Origin of the sequence: Leptolyngbya sp. FACHB-8, from assembly GCF_014695575.1 — a bacterium.
Lineage (GTDB): Bacteria > Cyanobacteriota > Cyanobacteriia > Elainellales > Elainellaceae > Vacuolonema.
Genome location: NZ_JACJOO010000052.1, coordinates 59,588 through 83,385, shown reverse-complemented (window position 1 = coordinate 83,385; position 23,798 = coordinate 59,588). Strand labels below are relative to the sequence as shown.

The window sequence follows — 23,798 nt, the reverse complement described above, 5'->3', positions numbered from 1 at the left end:
AAGTCTCAGTCGGTTCAGCAGAAAACGTCGATAGCAACTTTTTATTTTTATTGGGAATCGGTCCGTGAATTCGCAACAGGCTCAAATCCAGGAACTGATCCAGTCCATTGATGCAGCGCTGCGTAAAGCCAGCCCCCGTTTGCCCTGGGTGATGGCGGGGGAATCTGAACAACAGCGGCAACTTCTGGAGCGCACACGACAGTATCTGGTCAGCCTCCAGCAAGCCAATTTGAAACCTGAGTTGTCCAATCCCGTGCCGATGGCAACCTTGTCTGGAGACCCAGCTCTAGGCCCTGTCAACTCGACGGCTTCGGCACAGTCGCCTGGGGAGTCAGCTCAGCAGGTTTTGCAGGCCGTATTGCAAGAGGTGACTTACCTGCGCACCAACATCATGCAGCCCATGCGGGGTGAGGTCGAAGACCTGCGCCAGCGGAGGGATTCCCTGGTCAGCGAAATTCGGGAACTGGAAGCGCAGCGTCAACAATATGCTCTTCCGCCCCAGGTCGATACCCAACAGCAACAGCAAGCCCTGTCCGAATTTCTGCAATCTTTAATGGGGCGGTTGCAGGAAAATCTGACGGTGCAGGTCGCAGAAATGCTCACCACCCTGGAGTCACGAACACTGCCCCCGGCTAACTCAGCCCCCCCAGAGCCCGCTCCGCCAGCCGATGCTGCCCGCTTTGCCAGCTATATCCCACCCCTTACGCCCCAGGAACGGCTGGATCAACTGCAGCGAATTCAAACCCAGTCTGATCAACTGCTGCTGAAGCTTGATACAACGCTGCGGGTTATTTTTGAGTCCTTACAACGCAACATTCAGACCTACGAAGACTCCCTCAGCCAGGGGCTGGATAAGATGCACACGCTGGGGCATCAGGGAGAAGCTATTTTCACAGCCCTGGTCAATCGCTTGGCTCAGCAGTTAGGGCGGGAAGCGTCGCAATATTTGCAATCCTCCCTGGAAGGAACTGACTGGCAAGCATTACCGGGTTCCAGCGGACAACGCCTGCCAGCAAGCTCGCGAAGCGATACCAGCTCCCTCGATTCTTTAATCAGTGAGTTGGCCGGGAGTGAAGCTACTATCTTGCAACCGCCAACGGGCATGGGGGCATCCTCCGGGCTTAGCGACTTGAATCAAGCGGTGAACGACCTGGAGCTGGTATCATCCACTCCTGACTTGGGGGATTTGGACCCAGGCGAAATGACCATGTTCCAGGTGGATGAGAGCTTAGCAGCGACTCGCTTCCAGGATGATGACATGACCATCTTCCAAATCAATGAGGCGGCGATCGCTCCCCTGGAAGAAATTCCCCTCGACGATGTTTCCCTCGACAACTCCATTGGCGACATTGACTCTGCCCTGGAATTGCTGAACCAGATCAGCACAGAGTTAGAAACGGAAGACGATGCCGCGGATACTGCCCCCGTAGCATCACCCGAAGGAATTTATGATGAGTTAGATGCCCTTTACCAGAGCCTCTTTGGAGCGGATGTAGCTCCGAGTGAGGACATAGAACCGCCTGTAGATCGCCATATTGCCGATGCGGAACAAGCCACCAACAGCGAGATAGAAGCCACAAGTTTAGAAGCTGGCGAGGATCTTGGGGCTATTGGCGATTTTGAAAGTCAGTTTTTTGAGGGGCTAGCAGACCTGTCAGCAGAGCCTGCCGAGTTTTCCCCAGAAGAATTCCAGTTACCAGCATCCGGGGATTTTTCACAGGAATCCAATCAAACCATCGAACAGTTACTGTTTGACGAGGTGCCTGTAGCGGACGGTGGTGAGCAAGAAGATACTCAACTACTTAATGCAGAGCGCGCAGCTGCTAACCAACACATGCCAGCGGATGTCATTTCTTCCCTGGAAGATTTGATTGCGTTGTCAGATACGGCTGCTTCTCTGGATGCTTTGCGTTCTGAAGGAAGCCTGCCAGAAGATGCCTACATTCCAGCATCTCCGGATGAAGATCTATTAGTCAGTGAGGCCGTGGTTGAGACACCTCGGGTTGAGCTTCAGGTGGATGAGGACGTACTTCAGCAATTAGACGCTGAACTGTCAACATTGGAAGGCCGTGCCTCCGGTGAAGAGACTGAAGAGTTTTCCTTTCTGTCTGACTTATCAGCAGACGAACCGGAAGATATTTCTACCAGTTTAGAAGATGCATTCCGCGAGCTTCCGGACGAGGAACCTATTTCTCCGGAGACAAGGCTACCTGAGATGGAGGGTGACGATGCATTCCTAGAAGAGGAGCTCAGCACCCCTAGTTCAGACTCATTTCCTGTGGAGGACGAGCCCCTGCTGGAAGATCTCCTGCTAGGAGATCTTGCCTCAGACAACATTGAAGAGGAAACCCTGGAACTACTGGAAGACGAGCTTCATGACACAGCAACCGAGCCAGAGGAAGCAGCTCCGGAAGATCAATCAACCACTGAGTTACCCAGCGGGCCTTGGAGTGCGTACGTCACTACCGATGAGGATTTATTAGGGGAGCCTGCCCCAGAGGTTGAAGCACTGGAGCTAGACATATTCCTCACTCAAGAGTCTCTGATGGAAGACTTCGGTTCAGAGGAGGACAATGAGCAGACCACGGACTTCTTCCCAGAAGCAGAGACTCCTGAAGCCTTGCTCGAAAGCCTCATGGAAGATCTTCCTTTGACGGTCTTTGAGGAGGAAAACCTTCCCCCTGTAGATGATGCCCTGATCGATCGACTTATCGAGGAAACTCCACCGACACCGCTGGAAACGGAGGAAGAGGAATTAAATTTATCTACCTTCCTCACCGAGGACGTTGAATCGTTCCCTGAACCATCAAGCTCTCCCTCAGCGGATCTAGATGAGCAATGGCTTGTCTCTGTTGATGACTCTGATGAGCAGGGCAGCACCTTAGCAGAACTCACGGAACCTACCTCTGAGGATTTGGATGAGGAGTGGCTTAATCTCTCCACGGCTGATGCTGATGAGCAGAGCGATATCCTAGCCGGTTTTCCTGAATCCACCTCTGAGGATTTGGATGAGGAGTGGCTCAATCTCTCCACAGCCGGCTCTGATGAGCAAAGCGATGCCCTAGCAGAACTGCCTGACACGTCCTCCGAGGATTTAGATGAGGAGTGGCTCGATCTCCCCACGGCTGATGCTGACGAGCAGAGTGATGCCCTGGCAGAACTCACAGAACCAACCTCAGAAGAATTAGACGAAGCGTGGCTCAATCTCTCCACGGCTGATGCTGATGAGCAGAGTGATGCCCTGGCAGAACTCACGGAACCAACCTCAGAAGAATTAGACGAAGCGTGGCTCAATCTCTCCACAGCTGATGTTGAGGAGCAGAGCGATACTCTGACAGAGTTATCTGAGGCCACCGCCGAGGATTTGGATGAGGAGTGGCTCAATCTTTCCACGGCTGATGTTGAGGAGCAGAGCGATGCCCCAGCAGAACTCACGGAACCCACCGGCGAGAATTTGGATGAGGAGTGGCTCAATCTCTCGACGGCTGATGCTGATGAACAAAGCGACATCCTGGCAGAACTGCCTGACACGTCCTCTGAGAATTTAGATGAGGAGGAGTGGCTCAATCTCTCCACAGCTGATGCTGACGAGCAGAGTAATGCCCTGGCAGAACTCACGGAACCCACCGGCGAGAATTTGGATGAGGAGTGGCTCAATCTCTCTACTCCTGATGCTGATGAGCAAAGTGACATCCTGACAGAACTGCCGGATACGTCCTCTGAGAATTTAGATGAGGAGTGGCTCAATCTCTCTACTCTTGATGCTGATGAGCAGAGTGATGCCCTAGCAGAACTCACGGAGCCCACCATCGAGAATTTGGATGAGGAGTGGCTCAATCTCTCCACGGCTGATGCTGATGAGCAGAGTGATGCCTTGTCAGAATTCGCTGAGCCCACCTCCGAAGAATTGGACGAAGCATGGCTCGCTCTCTCTACAGTTGACACGGATGAACAGGGCAATACTCTGACAGAGTTACCTGAACCCACTGCCGAGGATTTAGATGAGGAGTGGCTTAATCTTTCTACTCCTGATGCTAATGAGCAGAGCGATGCCCCAGCAGAACTCGTTGAGCCCACCTTAGAAGAATTAGACGAAGCGTGGCTGGATCTCTCCACGGCTGATACTGATGAGCAGGACGATACTCTGACAGAGCTGCCTGAGGCCACCGATGAGGATTTGGATGAGGAGTGGCTGAAGCTCTCCACGGCTGGTGCTGATGAGCAGAGCGATATTCTGGCAGAACTGCCTGACACGTCCTCTGGGGATTTGGATGATGACCTGGATCAGGCTTGGTTAAATCTATCCACATCTGACTCTACAGAGCAAGATGATGTCTTACAGAATTTGGCTGAAGCTCCTACTGGCGTCACAAGCGACGAATGGCTTGATTTATCGACCGCGACAGACGAACAGGGTGAACCTCCTGAGGATCCATCCACTACTTCAGCCGATGCCTTATTAGATGTTGACCTTGATCTACCATCTCAACCTGTGGAGCTGTCCTTCGAGGAGGAGCTGAACATTTCTGGGGAAAGCCCAGAACCCACAGCAACATCCCTCGACGAGGACTTATTTGGGTTTGGCATAGACCTCCCAGAACTTACAGATAGCGCACCGCCCCCGCCGCCTCTCTTCTTAGAAGACGTGGAGCAACTTTCCCCAAGTGCTGCACCTGAAGGAACGATTGCGTTTGTACCGCTCGAGCCTTTACTGCCACCCGACCGGGAGGACCTTACCCTGGAGGATTTCCAGGATGTGATGACAACGCCTCCTGCTAGCATTGAAGATTTGCTAGCGGAATGGCCCGATGACGCAGGGATCGATCCAGAAGAAAGCCCTGCTGTTAACGAAACCCTGCCCCTGGAAAATCCTGTTCTCCCGTTGGTGCCCGTTGACACTCTTGAGGCAACTCCCGATACGACTCTGGAGTTGTCCTCCGATGCGGTCACGGAAGATACCCTGGATAGCTTCGCGGATGCATTGGATACAGCACCAACTCCAATGGAATTGGCTGCCTGGTTTGACGGGGTTGAGGAAATTCCTCCAGCCATTGAGGTAGCTCCTCCTGGAGCTCAGGACACCTCCTTAGACGATGCATCCTTGTTCCTGGAAACCTTCGGTGCCGAGGTTCCGCCGGAACCCAGTCTGGATGATAATGCCTTTACCCTGGATGGGTTGGGAGAACTGTTTGAGAGTGTACCGAACAGTATCGCAGAGGCACCAATAGGGTCTGCCTCTGAACCTGAAGACACTCCGAATACATCTCCAGCACCCCCCTTGGGAACGGATTTTGATCAAGCGGGCATTGACCTGTACGACGAAGAACTCTTAGAGCCTGGCTCAGAAGAGTCAAAAAAAAAAGACCTAGACGATCGCCCCCTCGAGGATTCGGTCGCCCCGATCGAAACGGCTCCGGGCCCAGTTGAAGTTGTCCCTGATGCGGCCGCCCCGATCGACCCCAGTCTGGATTACCCTTCTGAGCTGATTCTGCAGGCCATAGGCTTACAGGCGGATGAGACGGAAACGAATTCCGTAGCCTTACCCGATGACGTCGAGCCAGATTTGGCATTGCTGGACCTAACCGCAGATCTCGAGGATGAAGAAGACGAAGTCGACCCGGAACTGGCAGCGTTGTTTCAACGACTACAGCGATCGCCCCTCGACCTTTTCGATAGCGAAGACCCCCTGGGCGATCGCCTGGAGTTACTGCGCGACCAGGAAGATGACCTGGATTCCCTCATCTTTTCGGTGACCGATCCCCTGGAAGACGACGCAACCCTCTTCGCCCCACCATCACTAACGGGTGCCTCCAAGCGAGTGCCGCCTCGTTCAACCTGGTATTTGGGCATTGATCTGGGTACCACAGGTATTTCTGCGGTACTGCTACACCGTCCAACCGCTACGGTGTACCCAATATTCTGGTTGGAGCTGAAGTTGCCTGGCCCTATCCACGGCGGCTTACCCATCCCTGAAAGAACCTACCGCCTGCCCATGGCGGTGTATGTTACTCCCACCAGCACCGGGGACATGGAGGGGTCAGAGGTCGCGATCGCCTCTTTGACCATTACTCGGCAGGAATTCAGCCATCCCACCCGGCAGCCCTTACGCGACTTCAAGTCTGCCCTGCGGGTGGGCATCCCCTACTACACAGCCAACGCCGCACATTGGGAACCGGTTCTGCAATGGTCAGACCAGCGCACCATCCCTCTTAGCACCCTGCACCAGGCGCTGAGGGCTTTACTAACCAGTCTCAACTATACGAGCCCTGACTCCACAACGGGTTCAGATACCTCTGTACTCAGTTGTGGAGCAGTGGGACTTTCCGATGACACTCTGCAACAAGCCTTGAAAGAGCTAGCTGGGGTCATGGTCAGCTATCCAGCAGCCTGGTCGGATACCTATCGCTTTAATGTGCGCGAGGCGATCTTGGCAGCGCGGTTAGTGGATGACCCAGCCCAAATTTATCTGGTAGAAGAAAGCACAGCCACATTGCTCTCGGCTCTGGCTCCTGAGGATGCGGTGACCTTACCCAGTAACCTGACTCCCAATCCGGATCTCTTCCAGGCCCACTGGCAGGGAGGAACGCTGGTGATGAATGGCGGAGCTAGCGTGACCGAATTGGCGCTCGTCAATCTGCCCGAACACTTGCAGCGGCTATCTCCTACAGACATTACACGGCGCACTCTTCCCTACGGTGGGAATGCCCTGGATCAAGACATTATCTGTCAGTTGATCTATCCGGCCTGGGTACGACAGGCCAATCGGACTAGCCAGGATCGGGCGGCTATTCTGCCAGAGGGCGGCTCGACGTTTCAGGCAGGTGAGGATCTGGACTGGGCAGATCCGTGGGCAGCTCTGGGCTGGGAACATCTGGCTCTGCCCGTCGTGGGCGATCCCGATGCAGCCAATCGGCAAATTTTGCAACAGCGGTTGTTAGGGGCAGGGGTAGGCTCGGGGCTGCTGGAAGCGGCCCGTTACTTGAAGCTGACCCTGCAACAACAGGAAAGAGGATACGTCACCCTGGGTGGGGTATCCCTGACTATCAACCGCCAGGATTTAGGGAGCCGGGTATTGTTACCCTACATCCAGCGGCTCAACCGCGAATTGAATGGCCTGCTGACTCAAACGGGGATTCCTGTGTTGCAGGTGAACCAGGTGTTATGTACAGGTGGCTCGGCATCATTCGCGGCGATCGCCCGCTGGCTACGTCAAAAGCTACCCAACGCCACCATTGTTCAAGATACCTACACGCAACCCGAAGCTCCACAGCACAATCACCTCTCCATCTGTAGCCGAGTTGCCTACGGGCTGGCCGCAGTCCCCCTGCACCCTCAGGTGATTGATCAGGGTCACCATCGCTATAGCGACTATTTCTTGCTGATGGAATTGCTGCGGATTTTCCCAGATACCCCCACGACTTTAGAGGGGATATTGCGCATGCTGGAGCAACGTGGGATTGATACCCATACCTGTCAGGCGGCGATCGTGGCTCTTCTAGAAGGGCATCTCCCTTCGGGCCTCGTACCGACCGATGGAGAGGCTGGAATGTTGGCTCCCACATCTCAACACAATGCTGATTATCAGGCGCTTTTGGCAGCTCCTCTGTTTGTGCGAGAAGTGGATCAAACCTATCGGCCTAATCCTCATCAATGGCAAGTCTTCCGTCGTCATTTGGACACGATTTTGGCAACCAGCTATCAGAAGCTTGCTACGCCATTAAATTTCGCATTGGATACAGCCCAGAGGCTTCAGTAATCCACTGCAAGGCTTTTGACAGGTGAGATGTGACAGGCTTTGCTCACCATATCCCACTCGTCAGAATGGGTATGGTGACGTAGTAGCCCCTTTTGATGGTTGTAACAAGCAAGGTTAAATGCACACAATAAAAGTGTTGTGGCGCAATGCGCCACAACACTTTTATTGTGTGCATTTAATACGACATTATATTATTCATTCCAAACAAGCTGGAGCGTCAGGCTGTTCCTGGGCTTTTTAGGAAACTTTTCAGAATTGAGCCAAGCACCACCACCACAAGAATGACCACTGTTCCCAAACCTAACGGACTGGGAACCCAGAAAACAACCTCTAAATGGCTGGCCTCGGAGGTTTTCAGCGTCCAGGTTAGATTGCGGTTCCAGGAGGAGCGTTGGGGTAGGGCACTACCGGGCATCACGCGCGCGCCCCAGGGAGTATTCAGGCTAAAGTCGAGTTCTAGCAACGCTCCAGGACCGACAAGGACATTGCCATTGGGGGCGAGCAACCCGAGCGATCGCACATCCAGGTCATAGACCAATCGATTGCGCTGCACCAACAACCCATTCTGCTCCTCCAGGGCAAGGTGCGAGACAATCTCGGGCCACACCATGGCTTCCGTGTCCTCGTCTTCCTCGGTCGTGGCTATCGAGGGGGGCTCAAAAAAGCGGTTGAACTTATGGGTTAACTCAGCCCCATTTGTAAAGGGAATTCGAATGCTTAACTCTTCCAGGGAACGGCGACGAGCCTTACCCCCCAGTTCCTTCGTCCGTCGCTCCAGACTACGGAGCCAGTCGCGGGCGATCGCCTCGTTAAAGGTCGTGACCGATTCTCCCAACCGAATCCGTTGCACAATTTCCCCGCGCGTCTGGCTGAAGTAATTGATCCCCAGGTCGTAACGAACACAGCCAGAGAGACCCAACATGGCAACAAGAGCGAGCAGGAACGGAAGGAAACGTTTCATGGGCAGAGGGTGTAAAAACTAATTTGTGTAAGCAATGGCTCATCCATCACTCACACAAATCGGTTTCATTGTATCGGTGATTCTTAACGTCCGTACCAGAACAACCCACCCAGAATTAGCAGAATCGCCCCCAGAACAAACCAGACAAAGCCATTGTCGCCGGTGTCTACCTGGCTTAGATCAACCGGTTCTTTCGGAAAGGTGGGCTGAGATTTGGGTGGGGCTTTGGGAGCACGATTCACATAGGCGCTTTGGGCAGTGCGATCGCCCTCATCCAGATTACTTAACTCTGGAATTTGGGTCAGCCACTCAGGACGGGTTTTCAGGCGGGGAGCCTTGAGAATGTAGAGGAGTCGGCTGGCTTCCTTGCGGGTGTCGTAATGGGGATGTTTGGTAATGGCTTCGCAGAGGGCGACCGCCTCGGCCCGCTGCTCCAGCGCTTCGTAAGCTGTAACCAACCAGATCTGAGCCTGCCCACCCAAAGGTGTGTTCGGGCCAGCCTGAGCCGTAGCCTGTGTCAGTCGCTCCACGGCTTCGCGATAACGGCCTCGCTCAAAGGCATCGCGCCCAGACTGATAATTTTGGCGTGCCTGTGCCAACAACTCGGAAGAAGTCATACCCTGCTCATCGAAATAGGAACCAGAAGCCTTAGCCCCCTGACGTTATTCTAAAGGATGCTTCAAAATTCTCGGGTTGGCGGGAATAGGCCGGCTATCCTCTCAAGAAACTTCCAGGGATATGAGCGAGTGGAGGGCGATCGCTCTCCACTCGCTCATTCGCTTCTAATAAACACGCCTATTTCCTTCATATTTCACTAGTAGGCTACGGCCTAAGTCCGTAACCTATTTGTCTGTGGGGGTACGAAGCACCCCCACAGACAAATAGGTTATATATTTACGCCTCAGCGTACTAGGTGGAACCGTGGAGCGGTTTTACCAGTAAAGATCTCATGACGTGTAGGTCCTGTTTACGATAAACGTTGCTGCGAGTGCGCCACCAGGCGGGTACCGTCTAGGGTGGCATCCATTAGAGTCACATCTTTCATCTGAGCATCTTCAAAATCTACATGGGTGAGATTGGCCTCTTGAAAGCTCACCTGCCAAAGCACTGCCCCACAAAATTGAGCGCCTGTCAAATCGGCATGATCAAACCGGGCTCGATTCACATAGGCTTCGTGGAAACAGACTTTTTGCAAACACGTGCCAATTAACGTGGCATCTGTTAAATCGGCTCCCTGAAGATTTGCCTCCACTAAATTGGCTTCGTTCAGATTAGCCTCCCGTAGAAAAGCCCCGCTGAGATTAGCTCCTCGCAAATCAGCTCCACTTAAGTCGGCACCACTCAAGTCAGCCCGGCGCAGGTCTACTCCTCGCAAATCCATCCGGCGCAGATCAGCATGAAGCAGATGTGCCCCCTGAGAGAACTCCAAACCAGGAATCTTGCTCGGTTGAGCGGGTTCCGGTACTTGAGCATTCCATGAAGGCAAGCGGCTTTCGGCCACGCCTTCCTCTTGAAGGTCTACCTCCTGTAATACAGGCAGTCCAGCCAATAGGTGCCGATCCTCGCTGATATGGGGAATTTTTAATTGAGAATCAAACATTCCCCTTTCAATGTGCCGCTGCCGTACTTTCGTAAAACTGCCGGGGGCCAAAATGCGGAGGCGGGGCGGTGGCACTTGCCCCTCTCGCACCGTGCCATAGGGGTTGTTAAATTCGCGCATCCAATATTCAAAGCGCTGGATGAAAGCCATGGGCTGCTCAAGCTGCTGGCCCTCCACCAATTCAATGTTGACTAGATAACGCGCTGGGAATTCCTGGTCGGACAAGGTGACACAGAAATCATCCAGGTGCACGTGAAACTCATGCTGAAGCTGTTGCATGACCTGCGTGACGTGAAATTCTGTAGTCTTCTCTGTCGTTGAAGACAACAGCCCTCCATGCCGATGGCGGAAGACGATGAGCGGTGTTTGCTCGTAAAATCCGACGACTTCCACAACGTCGCCAATGTCGTAGCGGTAAAAGCCACTGTAAGTGGTGACGGCTATACGGTAGCGATCGCCCACCTTCACTTCCTCGGGCAATAGCGTTTTGGGATGTTCTGCCCCCCACTGATCCGCAGGAATGAATTCAAAAAAGCCGCTTTCGATCGCCAAAATACTGCCATCGGTGTCAAAGTCGGGATACACCCCAAAGGTGGCTTCGGCAGTTCCATAAACGCCACCAAAGACTGGCGTATCTGCGAAATAATCTGGAAAGCGCTCCAGGTAAAAACCAGAGGTTCCTCCCCGAGCCGTGGTGACAAAACTAAGCTGGGGCCACGCCAGTTTTGGGGTTAACCGCCCCTCAGTCCGAAAAGCAGCTTTGAGTTGGGTTGCTCGCTGGGGATGAGCATTCCAACGCCGCTCTAGCTCAGCCCGGATATCGGGTTCGATGGGAAGCCAGGGGGCGATCGTGCCATGCTCCAAATCGTGAATCAGGGCCTCAGCGTATTCTTCCAGATAGCCGCAGGTTCGTAGGATAAGCATGGGAAAGTTCGCTACCATGCCCCTCAGTTGAGGCTCTCGCAAGGCGAATAGAAGACATACATAATGTCGGGCCAAGGTGTCGCTAATTTCTAATGCCCGAAAGGGATGGGCAAAGGCTTGCTCAAAAAGGGGCTTGCCTTTGCGAATACTACCTACACTTACAGGCCCATACTCAATACCGGCAGAGGTTCTCCCCTGTACCTGCACCGAGTTGGTGATAAACAACTTGCCAAATTTGCGATGACGACGCTTTAAACCCTCCAAGGCAAAACCCATACCTGCCAGATCAGCCCGTCGCAAAGTCTTTTGGAATCGGTGAGTTACGGGGACTTGCTTTTTCTTTCCAGTAGAGCCACTGGTGAGATTGATATAGGTCACGCGATCGGGATTGAGGATATTGTTTTCTCCCTGGGCAATACGCTCTGTATAAGGCTCATATTGAAGGTAAGACCAGAGAGGAACCTGTGCTCGAAATTGATCGATCGTTTTGATATCCTTCAGACCGAATTTTTGCCCTAATTCCGTATGCTGATGAGCTGCTAGTAACTCATGTAGGAAATGTTCCTGGGTTTCCATCATGCGCCGCGTCTTCTGAACGAAGCGGTTCTTCACATAAGATGCGTAAACAGCTAGTGCGGGGAGAGTAAAAGACATACGTCATCAACCGTAAAAACAGTTCAATTAGCGACCAAAACTAATGCACTTTCAAACTACCTGAAGGGTTATTTTTTCGTGCTTTACGCAAAAAATACCTTTAAAGTAGGCATGAATCAAAGCGATCGAACATCAGAGAACGAATGGAAGCTGCTGTGGCATCCAGCTCTATAGCGCTGTGCAAATGCGTTAAGTACAGCAGCGGTGGTGCGGGGCACTTCGTGCCCCGCACCACCTTACTTAATCAACGTGCATAGGGCTATAGAATGAGTAATGTTTCCAGAAAGTTTGGCTTCATCAACAGAAATGTGAACTCTAGTTGTTGCAACAATGAGCCGTTTTGAGGGCCGCTTCAGTGATGTCATTGTTGCAATCAACACAAGCATCAATAGAGATGATGGTGAGCGATCGCAAAAACATTGTCTTAGGATAGGAGTTTGCTTGCAGTTGATAGTCCAGAACGCAAGAATACTGGCATTACATTAGAAACGTAGAGGCGAGTGGAAACTTTCCCTAACTCAACGTACTTAACTCACTTTTGGTTAGGCATTAAGTATTACCAATCGCCCTACGTCAACGAGTAATCGTCTATTGCAGATGAGACAAGTTTCTATTTATCCACAGTGCATTTCTTAAGAGTTGCACAGGTTTAAGAAGGTGATAAGAATGTCTCCCCATGCAGAGTAAATAATCATTCGTTCCTATGGCGAAAATCAATCATCAAACACGTAAATTACGGTGCCATTCGATGGAGTAATGCTCAGAGCTTCAAAGCTATTTTCATCGTCATAAACCCCAGCGACCGTAACGCGATCGCCCGCTTTTAGGCCGGCTTCACGGATAGGCCGCCGCTCTGCTTCGACCCAAATTTGCCCAGTCCCATCACTGAGAATAAAATCGTCACCCTGCACTCGTAGCACTTCTCCCGATAATGTGACGCTGTTTGTCTGTTGCAACTCGCCAATGGTACTTTGAGCCGTGGTGATCGTCGGTACAACCAGAGTTGCTAAAAATGCAAGAGTTGTTGCGAAACCCAAGTTCATAACGAATCTCCTATGGAGTGCGAAATCATTTCTATTTCCAGCTTGAAGGAGAAAGGTAACAAGAAGGTTTCAACCGACCAGAAGCCCATTTACAGCGCTCTGCGCTGAAATAGAACCAGAGTTTTTGTTGAAAGCCGCGCTTCGCGCGGCTTTCAACAAAAACTCTATACCTCACGGACTTGAAAAGTGCTGTAAAGAGTTAATGTTTGCGTACGGGTTGCACGTGAAAAATTATCCCTTCTACCCTATAAACGGCAAGCGCACCTGAAACGTTGATCCTTGTCCTACAATGCTTTCGGCTGTGATACTGCCGCCATGGGCTTCGATAATCTGGCGGGCGATCGCCAAACCCAATCCAAACCCACCGGTCTGTCGGGAACGGGCTTGATCAGCGCGGTAGAAGCGGTCAAAGATGAGAGAGAGATCATCGGAAGCAATGCCAATTCCAGTGTCCTGAATGCGGAGGGTTGCCCAGCGGGGGGAAGTACTCAGAGTGAGGTGGATAGTACCGCCGTGAGGGGTGTAGCGGTGGGCATTGCTGAGCAGATTGGCGATCGCCTGACGCAGCAAGTCAGGTTCTCCTTGTACAGACACTGTAACGGAGGGCAAATCCCAGCTTAGGGTTTGCTGTTTCTGCTGAGTTTGAAGGGTGTATTCATCCAGCAACAATCTCAATACAAAAACCAAATCGACAGACTTCAGGGCATCAGAAGGCAGTTTGCCCTCATGTCGCGCCAGAAAAAGCAATTGGCTGACCAGTAAACTCATAGACTCAGCCACATGAGCAATCGTTTTGAGACGAGTCTGTTGCTCCTGGGGATCGACGGGTTCCATCATGCCGACTTGAGCCTGACTCAAAATACCCGCCAGAGGAGCCCGTAGTTCGTGAGAAGCATCCGCTGTAAACTGCTGCAATTGCTCGTAGGATTGCCGGATAGGCTGCATTGCTCTGCCACCCAGCACCCAACCTGTGAGAGCGATCGCCCCTAACGCCAAAGGCACTCCCACTACCAAAAACCCCCGCAGTTGTCGCAATGGCTCTTCCACAGGCTTCAGATCTGCCGCAATTTGCAAATATCCAATCACGCGTTCATCTTGGTAAACCGGCAGCGTCAGTTGTCGCAGACGAAGGGGTGTTGCCGTCAAAGAGTCTTTCACGATCAATGTTTGCATCCCCAAAGGCGTGCTTAGCTTGGAAGGCGGTATCTCTCCCATAAACTGAAGCAACTGCTTCTCAGGGGTATACCAACGAGCAAAAAACAGATTGCTGCTTAAGGGCAATGTATCGCTACCCAGGACAGGCACATTCTCCAGATCGGTCCGCTCTTTACCGTTGTAGATATAATCCTCAACGCCTGCAACCATAATGCGGCTGGTGCTATAGAGCAGTTGGTCGAACGTTTGCAGGCGATCGCGCGCCTCCCGCAAATACAAAATCGCCGCAAAAACCACCAAAATACTCCCCATGGAAAGGGTAAATCCGGTGGCTAAATTACTGCGACTGCGATTGAACATTGGAGCTGAGTTGTTAACAAACCTGCCTCGATTCACCTATTCTCTAGCCAGCCACTTCGCCCTTCATTGGCCCAAAGAATATCCCATCCCATACACCGTCTGTAGCCAATGCTCCGCCCCAACCGCCTGGAGGCGTTGCCGTAGGCGGTGAATCAAAATGGTGACGGCTTTGCTTTCAGGTTCCATGTCCCATTCCCAGAGCGCTTGTTCAATCTGGTCACGGGAAACGACCTGGCGCGGATGACGCATCAGGTATTCCATCAGTTGAAATTCACGTCCAGAGAGCTGAACCTCTTGGCCTTGACGTGTGATGGTCAGCGTGGTGAGGTGCAATTCCAGATCATCAAGGGTAAGGCTGTCGCCTTGCCAGAGGGGCGATCGCCGTCCCAATGCCCGCACCCGCGCTAGCAGTTCCATCACATTAATGGGCTTCACCAGGTAGTCATCCGCTCCTACATCCAGCCCAGTGATTTTGTCTTGCAGCGCATCTTTAGCCGTCAAGAACAGGACAGGAGAACTTTTGCCTAACTGACGATAGTGCTGACAGAGCTGAATACCACTCACCTGAGGCAACATCCAGTCCAAAATCAGCAGGTCGTACTGGCGTTGTTGAATTAGCCATTGAGCGGTCTCGCCATCCTGTACAGCGTCCACCCCATGCCCCGATTTGATGAGCGCAGTCTTCAGCGGTTCGAGCTGAATCGGATCGTCTTCAACCAACAAAATTTTCATGGCAGTTTATCTGCTACAGCCGCATACTCCAGGGCAAGCCAGCAGCAACTACAATACCCAATAATCCTTAAATTGTGCTGATGGGCTATGCCGCCTCGCAAGCTTTCCAACGTACTCACCTTAACCTGGATAGGGCTTCTACTACCTTCTGTCGGCTTGGCATTTTGGTTAGTAACCGGTTGGATGATTGACCGCGTCCTCAGCCAAACGTCACCTGCAGGCACACTCCTGGAGGCTGAAGGACAGCATCAGGTCAACCTGGCGCTTTCCCTTACCATTGTGTCGATAGACGCAGAAGTGAATCGGAAAACTCAAATTACCGAGGTGAGCATTCGCACTGTTGGCTCGCCTCTAGAGGAGATGGAATTTAAGTTTCCGGTTGCTGAGTTTGCTGATATTGAACAAGCGATCGCCCAGGAACTCAATCTCCCGCTTGGCGACATCCGCAAGCTCATCCGGTACCGCATCGACGAATAACTATCGCCCTGTGATGGAAGCGTTGCTTCCATCACAGGGCAACGATTCTCTATCGCCGCCCCCCCGTATATCCCGACGCCACCAGCATGGTGCCGATCCCAGCATCGGTGAAAATTTCCAGTAGCAAGGAATGAGGTAAGCGCCCATCGATAATGTGAGCCGCTTTTACACCTTGGGCGAGCGATCGCACACAACAATTCACCTTGGGAATCATACCGCCCCCCACAACGCCCTCCTCAATCAACTGGCGAGCCTCTTGAATATCCAGTTTAGGAATCAGGGTAGAAATGTCTTTGTAATCCCGCAAAACCCCAGAAGTATCGGTCATCAGAATGAGCTTTTCAGCCCCCAGGGCAGCAGCCAGTTCCCCAGCTACGGTGTCGGCATTGATGTTATAGGCTTGCCCGGAGTCATCCGCTGCGACGCTGGAAACAATAGGGATGTAACCATTATTGACAAGGGATTCCAGAATCTTGATGTCCGTATTCTGCACTTCCCCGACAAAGCCAATATCCACCGCACCCTGCGGACGCGCTTTGATCAGGTTGGCATCCTTACCACACAAGCCGACAGCTTTCCCTCCTGCCTGATTTACCAGCGCGACCAATTCCTTATTGACCCGTCCGACCAGCACCATTTCCACCACATCCATCGTGGCGGCATCGGTCACGCGCAATCCATTTCTAAACTGCGGCTCAATCCCTAACTTTTCAAGCCAGGTGTTGATTTCAGGGCCGCCCCCATGCACCACAACAGGCCGCAACCCAACACAAGACAAAAACACAATGTCACGAATGACTTTTTCCTTCAGGCTACTGTCTTTCATGGCAGCCCCGCCGTACTTCACCACCACTGTGCGCCCGGCAAACTCCTGGATGTAGGGAAGAGCTTCACTTAATACCCGAACACGGGCAGCGTCTGCACTATCAACGTGATCGTTGGTCAACATGGTCAAATGGGAAGAGACTACTGATTTGAAGTGAGTTTAGCATCCGGGTGTGTATGGGAATGCGATCGCATTCCCATACACACTTATTTACGCTGAAACAACTGACACAATTCAATTACCTTACTCTGCATCCACATCACTTCATCAGCTCCCTGCTTCAAACCCATCTCCAAATCCAGCAGAATGGGGAGCGTTTGCCGCAGGCTTTGTAAGGAGAGAGGACGCACATCCTGTTGAAGGAAATAAATACGTTTAGGGTTAGCGATGTCAGCAGCTTTGGCAATCACCTTTTCATCCCGCTCGCCCGACTCTATCATCAGCTTGATCCAGAGCCAGGTACGGAATTGCCCAACAAGGGTGGCGACAATGCGAAGAGCGGGTTCATTGCGGCTGAAGAGGTCCGATACGAGAGCGATCGCCCTCCCCGTCTCCCCCTGGCGAATAGCGGCTGCCAGTTGCAGACTGTTCTGGGTGGTGGCCGTCACCAGAGTTGTTACAGCATCCTCGTCAATGGGCTTGCTTTTAGAGTCGGCAAACAGGCTCAGCTTTTCTAACTCGGTATAGAGTTGCCGCGTGTCATTGCCGACAGATTCTGCTAGCAGTTCCATGGCTTTAGCTGTTAGCTTCACGTCTAACTCCTGGGCGACCTGCTTCACCTTTTTCTCCAGCAAATCCGTCTTCCAGGGGGGAATAGCAGCAAACTCGCGGATATCAGCGTGTTTTTGCATCAGCTTGGTGGAGCGGATGCGGCCATCAGGCTTGTTGGTCATGGTAAGCAGCAGCACGGTGCTTTCGGGGATCATCGGCAGGGTACGCTCCATCTCTGACAGCACATCTTCAGAGCAGCGTTGGCAGACGGTGGTATCGACCAGCCACACCAGCCGTTGGCCCATCCCAAAGGGCGGCGTCATGGCCTGATTCAGGGCATTCATTACACCATCGCTCTGCTCAGGGCCAATTTTGTCGAAGTTGAAGCTGGCCCAATCGGGGTCGAGCGTGCGATCGCGCAGGTCAGCGATCGCACGCTGCATCGAATACTCGTCCTCCCCCCAAAAAAGTGCGATCGGCATACCCCGTCCTGAACTCCCCTCAATATCGTGCGTCGGATTTCACCAACCACACGCCCTAAAGACACAAGCCATACCGATGATAAGTCAAAGCCTTCCGCCCTCTTCGCCTAAAAAATCTTCAGAAATTTCTCAAATCTTCTAGCAAACCTGACACCTCCATGCTACGATATGAAATCGCAAAGCAAATTGCGCGGACGCATAGCTCAGTTGGTTAGAGCACTACCTTGACATGGTAGGGGTCACAGGTTCGAGTCCTGTTGTGTCCATTCATGTACTGTACAGTGACACATTATTTGTCATCGGTGACAGATTACTGTCGTTGATGGAAAATAATGTGTCACTGTACAACGGAGTTCGCCCCGTCTACTCGTGCCAAAATCATCAATCTGTCAGTCATCATGTTGATTAGAACGAGAGACTGAAAGGCGTAATCGTCAGCAAAATTATTGGTTCGTTAGTCCTTCTTAAATTGTGAGCTTCAGAGCTAAGAATTTGCTTTGCTTCAGCGAATAATCGGTTAGGTGACTTGCCTAAAAGGGCACACTAAGACTCACTATGCAATAGCGATAAGTATGGGTCGGCGATTTTTATCTTATGGTGTGGCGATCGCCCTAACAGCAATTGCCCTTCTCCTCAGCCTTTGGCAAGCAGCCCTTATCGCTCGCACAATGGGGGCTTTTTTCTACATTGCGATCGCCATTAGTACCTGGTATGGCGGCAGGTGGCCCGGAATTGTCACCATTGTGCTCTCTGCATTGGCACTCAACTATTACTTCATTCCGCCCATTGGTCAGATCTCCATCTCAAACGTTGACGACTTTCTCCGGTTAATTCTCGTTATTGGTGTGGGGTTGATTATTAATCTGCTGAGTGCCAGTTTACAAGAGAGTAAACGAGCTGAGGCAGATCGCACGCGGCTTTTACAACAAGAACGAGCTGCCCATAAGGAAGTGGAAAACCTTCTACAACAATTAGAGTCAGAGCGCCATCGATTAGAACAGGTGCTTCAACAGATGCCTGTGGGAGTATCGATCGCAGAAGCACCTTCTGGAAAGCTCCTGTTTCACAACGAAGAAGCGATACGTTTGTTGCACCATCCCCTGCTCCCTTCAGATACCGACCAGGAATCCATTCAATACGGCGGGGTTCATCCCAACGGGCAGCCATACCAACCGGAAGAGTACCCGATCGCCCGGGCTCTACTAGGCAACGCCGTCAAAGCGGAGGAGATGTATTACCGCCGAGAAGATGGCACGATTACCACCTTTTCTGTGAGTGCAGCTCCCATTCTGGATCAAGCGGGAAACATCGTTTCAAGCGTTAGCACGTTTGAGGATATTAGCAATCGCAAACAGGCAGAGAGTGAACGCAAACAAGCGGCGCTAGCTCTACAGGCCAGTGAAGAAAGGCTGCGACTGCTGATTAAGAATTCTCCTGTCGGCATTGCCATGTTTGATCGGGAGATGCGTTATGTCATGATGAGCCAACGCTGGGTTGATAATTATCATCCCGGGACTATCGAATCGTTTATTGGGCGATCGCATTATGACGTGCTTCCCAGCGTTCCAGATCGTTGGAGACAGGCTCATCAACGGTGTTTGGCCGGGGCGATCGAGAAACGAGATGAAGATTTTTTTATGGGAGCCGATGGCACCCCACAGTGGACACGGTGGGAAGTGCGGCCCTGGTACATAGACACTGGGGAAATCGGTGGCATCATCGTCTTTTCCGAAGAGATTACCCAACGGAAGCAAGCTGAACGTTCTCTACAAGAACTCAATCAATCACTGGAACGGAGGGTTGCCGAACGAACGGCCGAACTCCGCACCAGTGAGGCACAGATTCGCGCCATTATCGAAGCGATTCCGGATTTACTCTTGCGGGTAACACGGGATGGTACTTGCCTGGATCGCATTCGACCTCACAATCAGACCGACGAGAATTTCTCCACTCTCAACCATCTCTCAGAGCTACTTCCCCCGGAACTCCTGCAACAACAACTCATTCGAATTGAACAGGCGATCGCCACCAAAACACTTCAGATTTATGAGCATCAGGTTCAGGGTGGCACAGGTCCCGTGTATGAAGAAGTGCGGATTGTTGGGATTAACGCGAATGAGGCGTTGATAATTGTTCGGGATATTAGCGCTCGTAAACAGGCTGAACTAGCACTCCAGGAGAGTCAGCACTTTATTCAGCAAATTGCCGATGCATCACCGAACATCCTCTATGTGTTCGATCTTGAGCAACAGCGCAATCTTTATTCAAACCGAGAGGTTGCAGCTGTTATGGGCTACACGCCCGATGAGATTCAGGCCATGGGTTCAACGTTCCTGCAAACGCTCATGCACCCAGACGATTTAGCTCGTCTCCCTGAGCATCAGGCATACATCCGCAACTCTCAAAACAATGAAATCATCGAATTCGAATACCGAATGAGACAGGCCACCGGAGAGTGGTGCTGGCTCTACGGTCGCGATACCGTTTTTAAGCGGGATGCAGAGGGTCGAGTGCAACAAATAATCGGCACGGCTCAAGACATTACCCGCCTCAAACACATTCAACAGCAACTCACTGAGCGCAATGAGCAACTGGCCATTTCAAACCAGGAGTTGGCCCATGCCACTCGCCTGAAGGATGAATTTCTTGCCAACATGAGTCATGAACTGCGCACCCCCCTCAACGCCATCCTTGGCATGTCGGAAGGGTTACAGGAGCAGATTTTCGGCAGCATCAATGAGCAACAAATGAAAGCCTTACAAACTATCGAGCGCACAGGCTTTCATTTGCTATCGCTCATCAACGATATTCTAGATCTGGCAAGGGTTGAAGCTGGACAGATCGATCTGGACTATGCAACCTGCGATGTTGCAACGCTGTGCCAGGTTAGTTTGGACTTCGTCAAGCAACAAGCCCTCAAAAAACAACTCCAGCTTGAGCTAAAATTACCGTCTTCCCTCCCTGATCTCTTCGTGGATGAACGACGAATTCGGCAGGTTTTGGTCAATCTGCTTAACAACGCTGTCAAATTTACGCCTAAGGGAGGGCAGGTTTCTGTAGAGGTGACGTTACTAACCTCCCTGGAAGTAGGAGACGTAGAGAAAAACTGGCTGCGGTTTGCAGTCTCTGATACCGGCATTGGAATTGCCGCTGAGGACATCCCAACCCTATTTCAGCCATTCGTCCAAATTGACAGTGCGTTAAATCGGGAATATGAGGGAACAGGCTTAGGTTTGGCTCTGGTAAAACGGCTGGTCGAACTTCATGGTGGAAAAGTAGGGCTCACCAGTGAAGTCGGGGTCGGAAGTTGCTTTACCATCGATCTTCCCGGTGTGATGACTCAACCATGCCTATCTGAAATACAAGACCGGGATGTCGCTGCGCTCGATCCCAGGCCACAGGTCGGGGCAAAATCCCCCTTAATTCTGTTAGTGGAGAACAACGAGGACAACATTGTGACCGTTGCGGGTTATCTGGAAGTGAAAGGCAATCGCCTGCTGGTAGCCCACAATGGACAGGAGGCGATCGCCCTCACCCAATCTGAGCACCCCGATCTGATTCTGATGGATATTCAGATGCCGGGTATGGATGGGATAGAAGCGATTCGGCAAATTCGCCATCTGCCAGGTTTGGGCAACATCCCCATCATTGCTCTAACAGCTTTAGCGATGACAGGCGATCGCGATCGCTGTCTGGCAGCAGGAGCCAATGACTATCTCAGTAAGCCGGTCAAGCTCAAACAGTTGGCCACGACCATTGAACAATTTTTGACCGTATAACCTTTCTCAATACTCTGGACAGTTTTTCTGAAACCCTTGATTTTGCGTGCGCTTCGCGCACGCAAAATCAAGGGTTTCAGAAAAACTGTCCGAACTAATGCTTTCTAAAAGTCAGGATCATTGTTTTTCACTGCGAAGTAACGAAAACAATGATCCTGACTTTTAGAGAGGTACAAGCTCTGACTCTATTCTTCAGTCTCGAGAGGATGCATAAAAGCGCCCGCGTTCAGTTGGCTGGCGATCGCCGCCACTAAAGCATCCGGTTCAATGGGTTTTGGCAGATAAAGCTGATACCCTTCCGTCATTGCCTTTCTGGAGTTTTCGTCAGGAGAATAAGCGGTGAGGGCGATCGCGGGAATCTGGCGAATTTGCTCAATGGGAATAGAGCGAAGCTGGCGAATCAGGCTGTAACCATCCTGATCGGGCATTCGCACATCACTAACAAGCACATCGGGTTGTGACTGATGGATTGCTTGCAGCGCTTCATCAACGGAGCCAACGGCTTTGACGTGAGCGCCCGCGCATTCCAATACAATCTTTAGCAGTTCACGGTCATCCGTTTCATCATCTACCACAAGTACAGACACATTCTTCAAACTTGTCTGAGCATCCTCATCCGAAAAGTCTTCAGGGATCGGCCATTGCGGCTCCTCATGCTCAGAGGTAGCCCTCATCAACGGTAACCGAATCGTAAATGTTGTACCTTGCCCTTCCCCAGGACTGTAGACCTGAACCGTTCCCCCATGCAGTTCCACTAGTTGCCGCACAATAGACAAGCCGATCCCCAAACCTCCGTGGTGCCGCGTTTTTGCCTGTTCCTCCTGGCGAAAACGCTCAAATACATAGGGTAAAAAGTCGGGATGAATGCCTTGCCCAGTATCGCTAACCTCCATAACGGCAGAGGAAGCCTCTCGCTTTAATCGAACATCAATCCGCCCGGCTCTGGGGGTGAATTTGATGGCGTTCGTCAGCAGATGCCAGAGCACCTGTTGTAGGCGATCGCCATCCCCAGACACCATGGCAGACTCATCCAATTCCGATTGAATATCAATTCCCTTAGCGGTAGCTGCCAGTTTTACCGAGTCAATGACCGCCTCAACTACATCAACCAAATTGACAGGCTGAACACTAAGGGTCAATTTGCCTCGTACAATACGCGAAATGTCCAACAAGTCTTCTACCAGTTGCGCCTGAGCTCGGGCATTGCGCTCAATGGTTTCGAGGGCGCGACAGGACATCGCCTCGTCAAACCGACGCGTACGAAGCATTTGGGAAAAGCCCAGAATGGCATTGAGAGGCGATCGCAATTCATGGGAAACAATTGCCAGGAATTCATCCTTCAAGTTGTTCGCCTCGGTCAGGGCTTCTGCCTGTCGTCGCAACTCTCCTTCTAGTAGTTTGCGCTGGGCAATTTCATTTTCCAATGCCTGGTTTGTCATCTCTGCTAAGGCCGCACGCAACTCGGCCTCTTCCAACTGTTTGCGATCGCTAATGTCGCGCACCAGCCAGCGCAGAGAGACAACATTGCCCCGAGAATCAAAAACTGTTGTGACCGTTAAAGCAGCATGAAAGGGGTGTTTGTGACGCGGCTGTAAGCACACAGTCCATTCCTGCAACCGCTCAACCTGGGGCATTTGGGCTAGCTGGCTACGAAAATCCTGGCGCTCTTTTTCCGGGACATAGATAGCCAGAGGTTTCCCCACCAGATATTTCTGCGGCACATTGAGTAACGTACTAGCGGCCCGATTTGCTTCCTGAATTTTACCTTCAGTATCGGTTATTAAATAACCATCGGGGGCAAACTCAAACAATTCCTGATAACGCCGTTGTTCCGCTGCCAACGCTTCATAAGCTGCAGCCAATTCTTCATTTTGTTGATGCAAAAACTCCTGGGATACTTGCAACTCTTCCATCGAGTTTCCCAGCTCTTCTAAGATGCCCGGAAAGAACGATACTTGCTGCGGTTCAGGCTGTTGCAACAGACTCGAATAAGCCTGATGCAACAGCCGTCTAACCCGCTCGCTTAGGGTTCCTACCTGCTGACTGAGCTGATCGCGGTCCACACGTACCTCGGCACAAAAATTCTAGTAACACTACTCCTTAGAATAAAGAACCTAGTATATATTTCATCGCCCTTTGGAAACGTGTAGTAACTCACTAAATAGGTAGCTTTAATCAACCCATTTGTTTAGAGCAATTTTTCTCCTTATTCCTAATGAAGCAGAGCTAATTCTTGATGAGTTCAGATCTTGCATATACTCTAGTAGCTCTATTTTTCGTGCGCTCCATGCACAAAAAATAGGGCCACTAGAGTTTGGTTTTAGAAATGTGCAAGATG

Annotated in this window: 12 protein-coding genes and 1 tRNA gene; 4 read left to right on the top strand and 9 right to left on the bottom strand. The window is 51.7% G+C overall.

Annotated features, from left to right (window positions below):
- Positions 1–64: 64 nt before the first annotated feature.
- Positions 65–7,756 (top strand): hypothetical protein, encoded by a 7,692-nt coding sequence (locus H6F91_RS12385; RefSeq protein WP_190773486.1) that lies wholly within the window; start codon positions 65–67, stop codon positions 7,754–7,756.
- A 217-nt stretch (positions 7,757–7,973) separates the two neighbouring features.
- Here the strand turns inward: H6F91_RS12385 and H6F91_RS12380 are convergent, their stop codons facing one another.
- The 6 genes from H6F91_RS12380 to H6F91_RS12355 form a co-directional block, all read right to left on the bottom strand.
- The gene (locus H6F91_RS12380; RefSeq protein WP_190773487.1) at positions 7,974–8,717 is read right to left on the bottom strand and encodes a DUF3153 domain-containing protein; all 744 of its coding nucleotides are present in this window, start codon (positions 8,715–8,717) and stop codon (positions 7,974–7,976) included.
- 83 nt (positions 8,718–8,800) lie between these two features.
- A complete protein-coding gene (locus H6F91_RS12375; protein ID WP_190773488.1) occupies positions 8,801–9,334 on the bottom strand; it encodes a tetratricopeptide repeat protein in 534 nt (177 codons plus the stop codon).
- A gap of 350 nt (positions 9,335–9,684) precedes the next feature.
- Positions 9,685–11,895 carry a GH3 auxin-responsive promoter family protein gene (locus H6F91_RS12370; protein WP_190773489.1) on the bottom strand — a complete coding sequence of 737 codons (2,211 nt, stop codon included), beginning with the start codon at positions 11,893–11,895 and terminating at the stop codon, positions 9,685–9,687.
- A 713-nt stretch (positions 11,896–12,608) separates the two neighbouring features.
- Positions 12,609–12,938: a NirD/YgiW/YdeI family stress tolerance protein gene (locus H6F91_RS12365; protein ID WP_190773490.1), complete on the bottom strand. Its 330-nt coding sequence runs from the start codon at positions 12,936–12,938 to the stop codon at positions 12,609–12,611.
- A gap of 240 nt (positions 12,939–13,178) precedes the next feature.
- Positions 13,179–14,453, bottom strand: coding sequence for a HAMP domain-containing sensor histidine kinase (locus tag H6F91_RS12360; protein WP_190773491.1), 1,275 nt, complete (start codon positions 14,451–14,453; stop codon positions 13,179–13,181).
- A 63-nt stretch (positions 14,454–14,516) separates the two neighbouring features.
- A complete protein-coding gene (locus tag H6F91_RS12355) occupies positions 14,517–15,185 on the bottom strand; it encodes a response regulator transcription factor (RefSeq protein WP_190773492.1) in 669 nt (222 codons plus the stop codon).
- 87 nt (positions 15,186–15,272) lie between these two features.
- Between H6F91_RS12355 and H6F91_RS12350 the strand changes: the two genes are divergently transcribed.
- Positions 15,273–15,662, top strand: a complete 390-nt coding sequence (locus H6F91_RS12350; protein ID WP_190773493.1) for a hypothetical protein — start codon at positions 15,273–15,275, stop codon at positions 15,660–15,662.
- 49 nt (positions 15,663–15,711) lie between these two features.
- On the opposite strand, the gene argB is transcribed toward H6F91_RS12350, so the two are convergent.
- Together argB and holA are read right to left on the bottom strand one after the other, a co-directional pair.
- On the bottom strand, positions 15,712–16,611 hold the full coding sequence (gene argB, locus H6F91_RS12345) for an acetylglutamate kinase (RefSeq protein ID WP_190773494.1): 900 nt from the start codon (positions 16,609–16,611) through the stop codon (positions 15,712–15,714).
- A gap of 83 nt (positions 16,612–16,694) precedes the next feature.
- Complete coding sequence (gene holA, locus H6F91_RS12340; protein ID WP_190773495.1) at positions 16,695–17,681, bottom strand: DNA polymerase III subunit delta; 987 nt, start codon at positions 17,679–17,681, stop codon at positions 16,695–16,697.
- A 192-nt stretch (positions 17,682–17,873) separates the two neighbouring features.
- Between holA and H6F91_RS12335 the strand changes: the two genes are divergently transcribed.
- Positions 17,874–17,947: transfer RNA gene (locus H6F91_RS12335), tRNA-Val, on the top strand.
- A gap of 306 nt (positions 17,948–18,253) precedes the next feature.
- Positions 18,254–21,460, top strand: coding sequence for a PAS domain S-box protein (locus H6F91_RS12330; protein ID WP_190773496.1), 3,207 nt, complete (start codon positions 18,254–18,256; stop codon positions 21,458–21,460).
- A gap of 185 nt (positions 21,461–21,645) precedes the next feature.
- Here H6F91_RS12330 and H6F91_RS12325 read toward each other — a convergent pair whose 3' ends face one another.
- Positions 21,646–23,523, bottom strand: a complete 1,878-nt coding sequence (locus H6F91_RS12325) for an ATP-binding protein (RefSeq protein ID WP_190773497.1) — start codon at positions 23,521–23,523, stop codon at positions 21,646–21,648.
- Between the last annotated feature and the right edge of the window lie 275 nt (positions 23,524–23,798).

Excerpts from the sequence above, each read along its gene's own strand:
- H6F91_RS12375 (WP_190773488.1), bottom strand. The coding sequence starts at position 9,334 with ATGACTTCTTCCGAGTTGTTGGCACAGGCACGCCAAAATTATCAGTCT.
- H6F91_RS12360 (WP_190773491.1), bottom strand. The coding sequence starts at position 14,453 with ATGTTCAATCGCAGTCGCAGTAATTTAGCCACCGGATTTACCCTTTCC.
- H6F91_RS12355 (WP_190773492.1), bottom strand. The coding sequence starts at position 15,185 with ATGAAAATTTTGTTGGTTGAAGACGATCCGATTCAGCTCGAACCGCTG.
- H6F91_RS12350 (WP_190773493.1), top strand. The coding sequence starts at position 15,273 with ATGCCGCCTCGCAAGCTTTCCAACGTACTCACCTTAACCTGGATAGGG.
- H6F91_RS12365 (WP_190773490.1), bottom strand. The coding sequence starts at position 12,938 with ATGAACTTGGGTTTCGCAACAACTCTTGCATTTTTAGCAACTCTGGTT.
- argB (WP_190773494.1), bottom strand. The coding sequence starts at position 16,611 with ATGTTGACCAACGATCACGTTGATAGTGCAGACGCTGCCCGTGTTCGG.
- H6F91_RS12380 (WP_190773487.1), bottom strand. The coding sequence starts at position 8,717 with ATGAAACGTTTCCTTCCGTTCCTGCTCGCTCTTGTTGCCATGTTGGGT.
- holA (WP_190773495.1), bottom strand. The coding sequence starts at position 17,681 with ATGCCGATCGCACTTTTTTGGGGGGAGGACGAGTATTCGATGCAGCGT.
- H6F91_RS12370 (WP_190773489.1), bottom strand. The coding sequence starts at position 11,895 with ATGTCTTTTACTCTCCCCGCACTAGCTGTTTACGCATCTTATGTGAAG.
- H6F91_RS12330 (WP_190773496.1), top strand. The coding sequence starts at position 18,254 with ATGGGTCGGCGATTTTTATCTTATGGTGTGGCGATCGCCCTAACAGCA.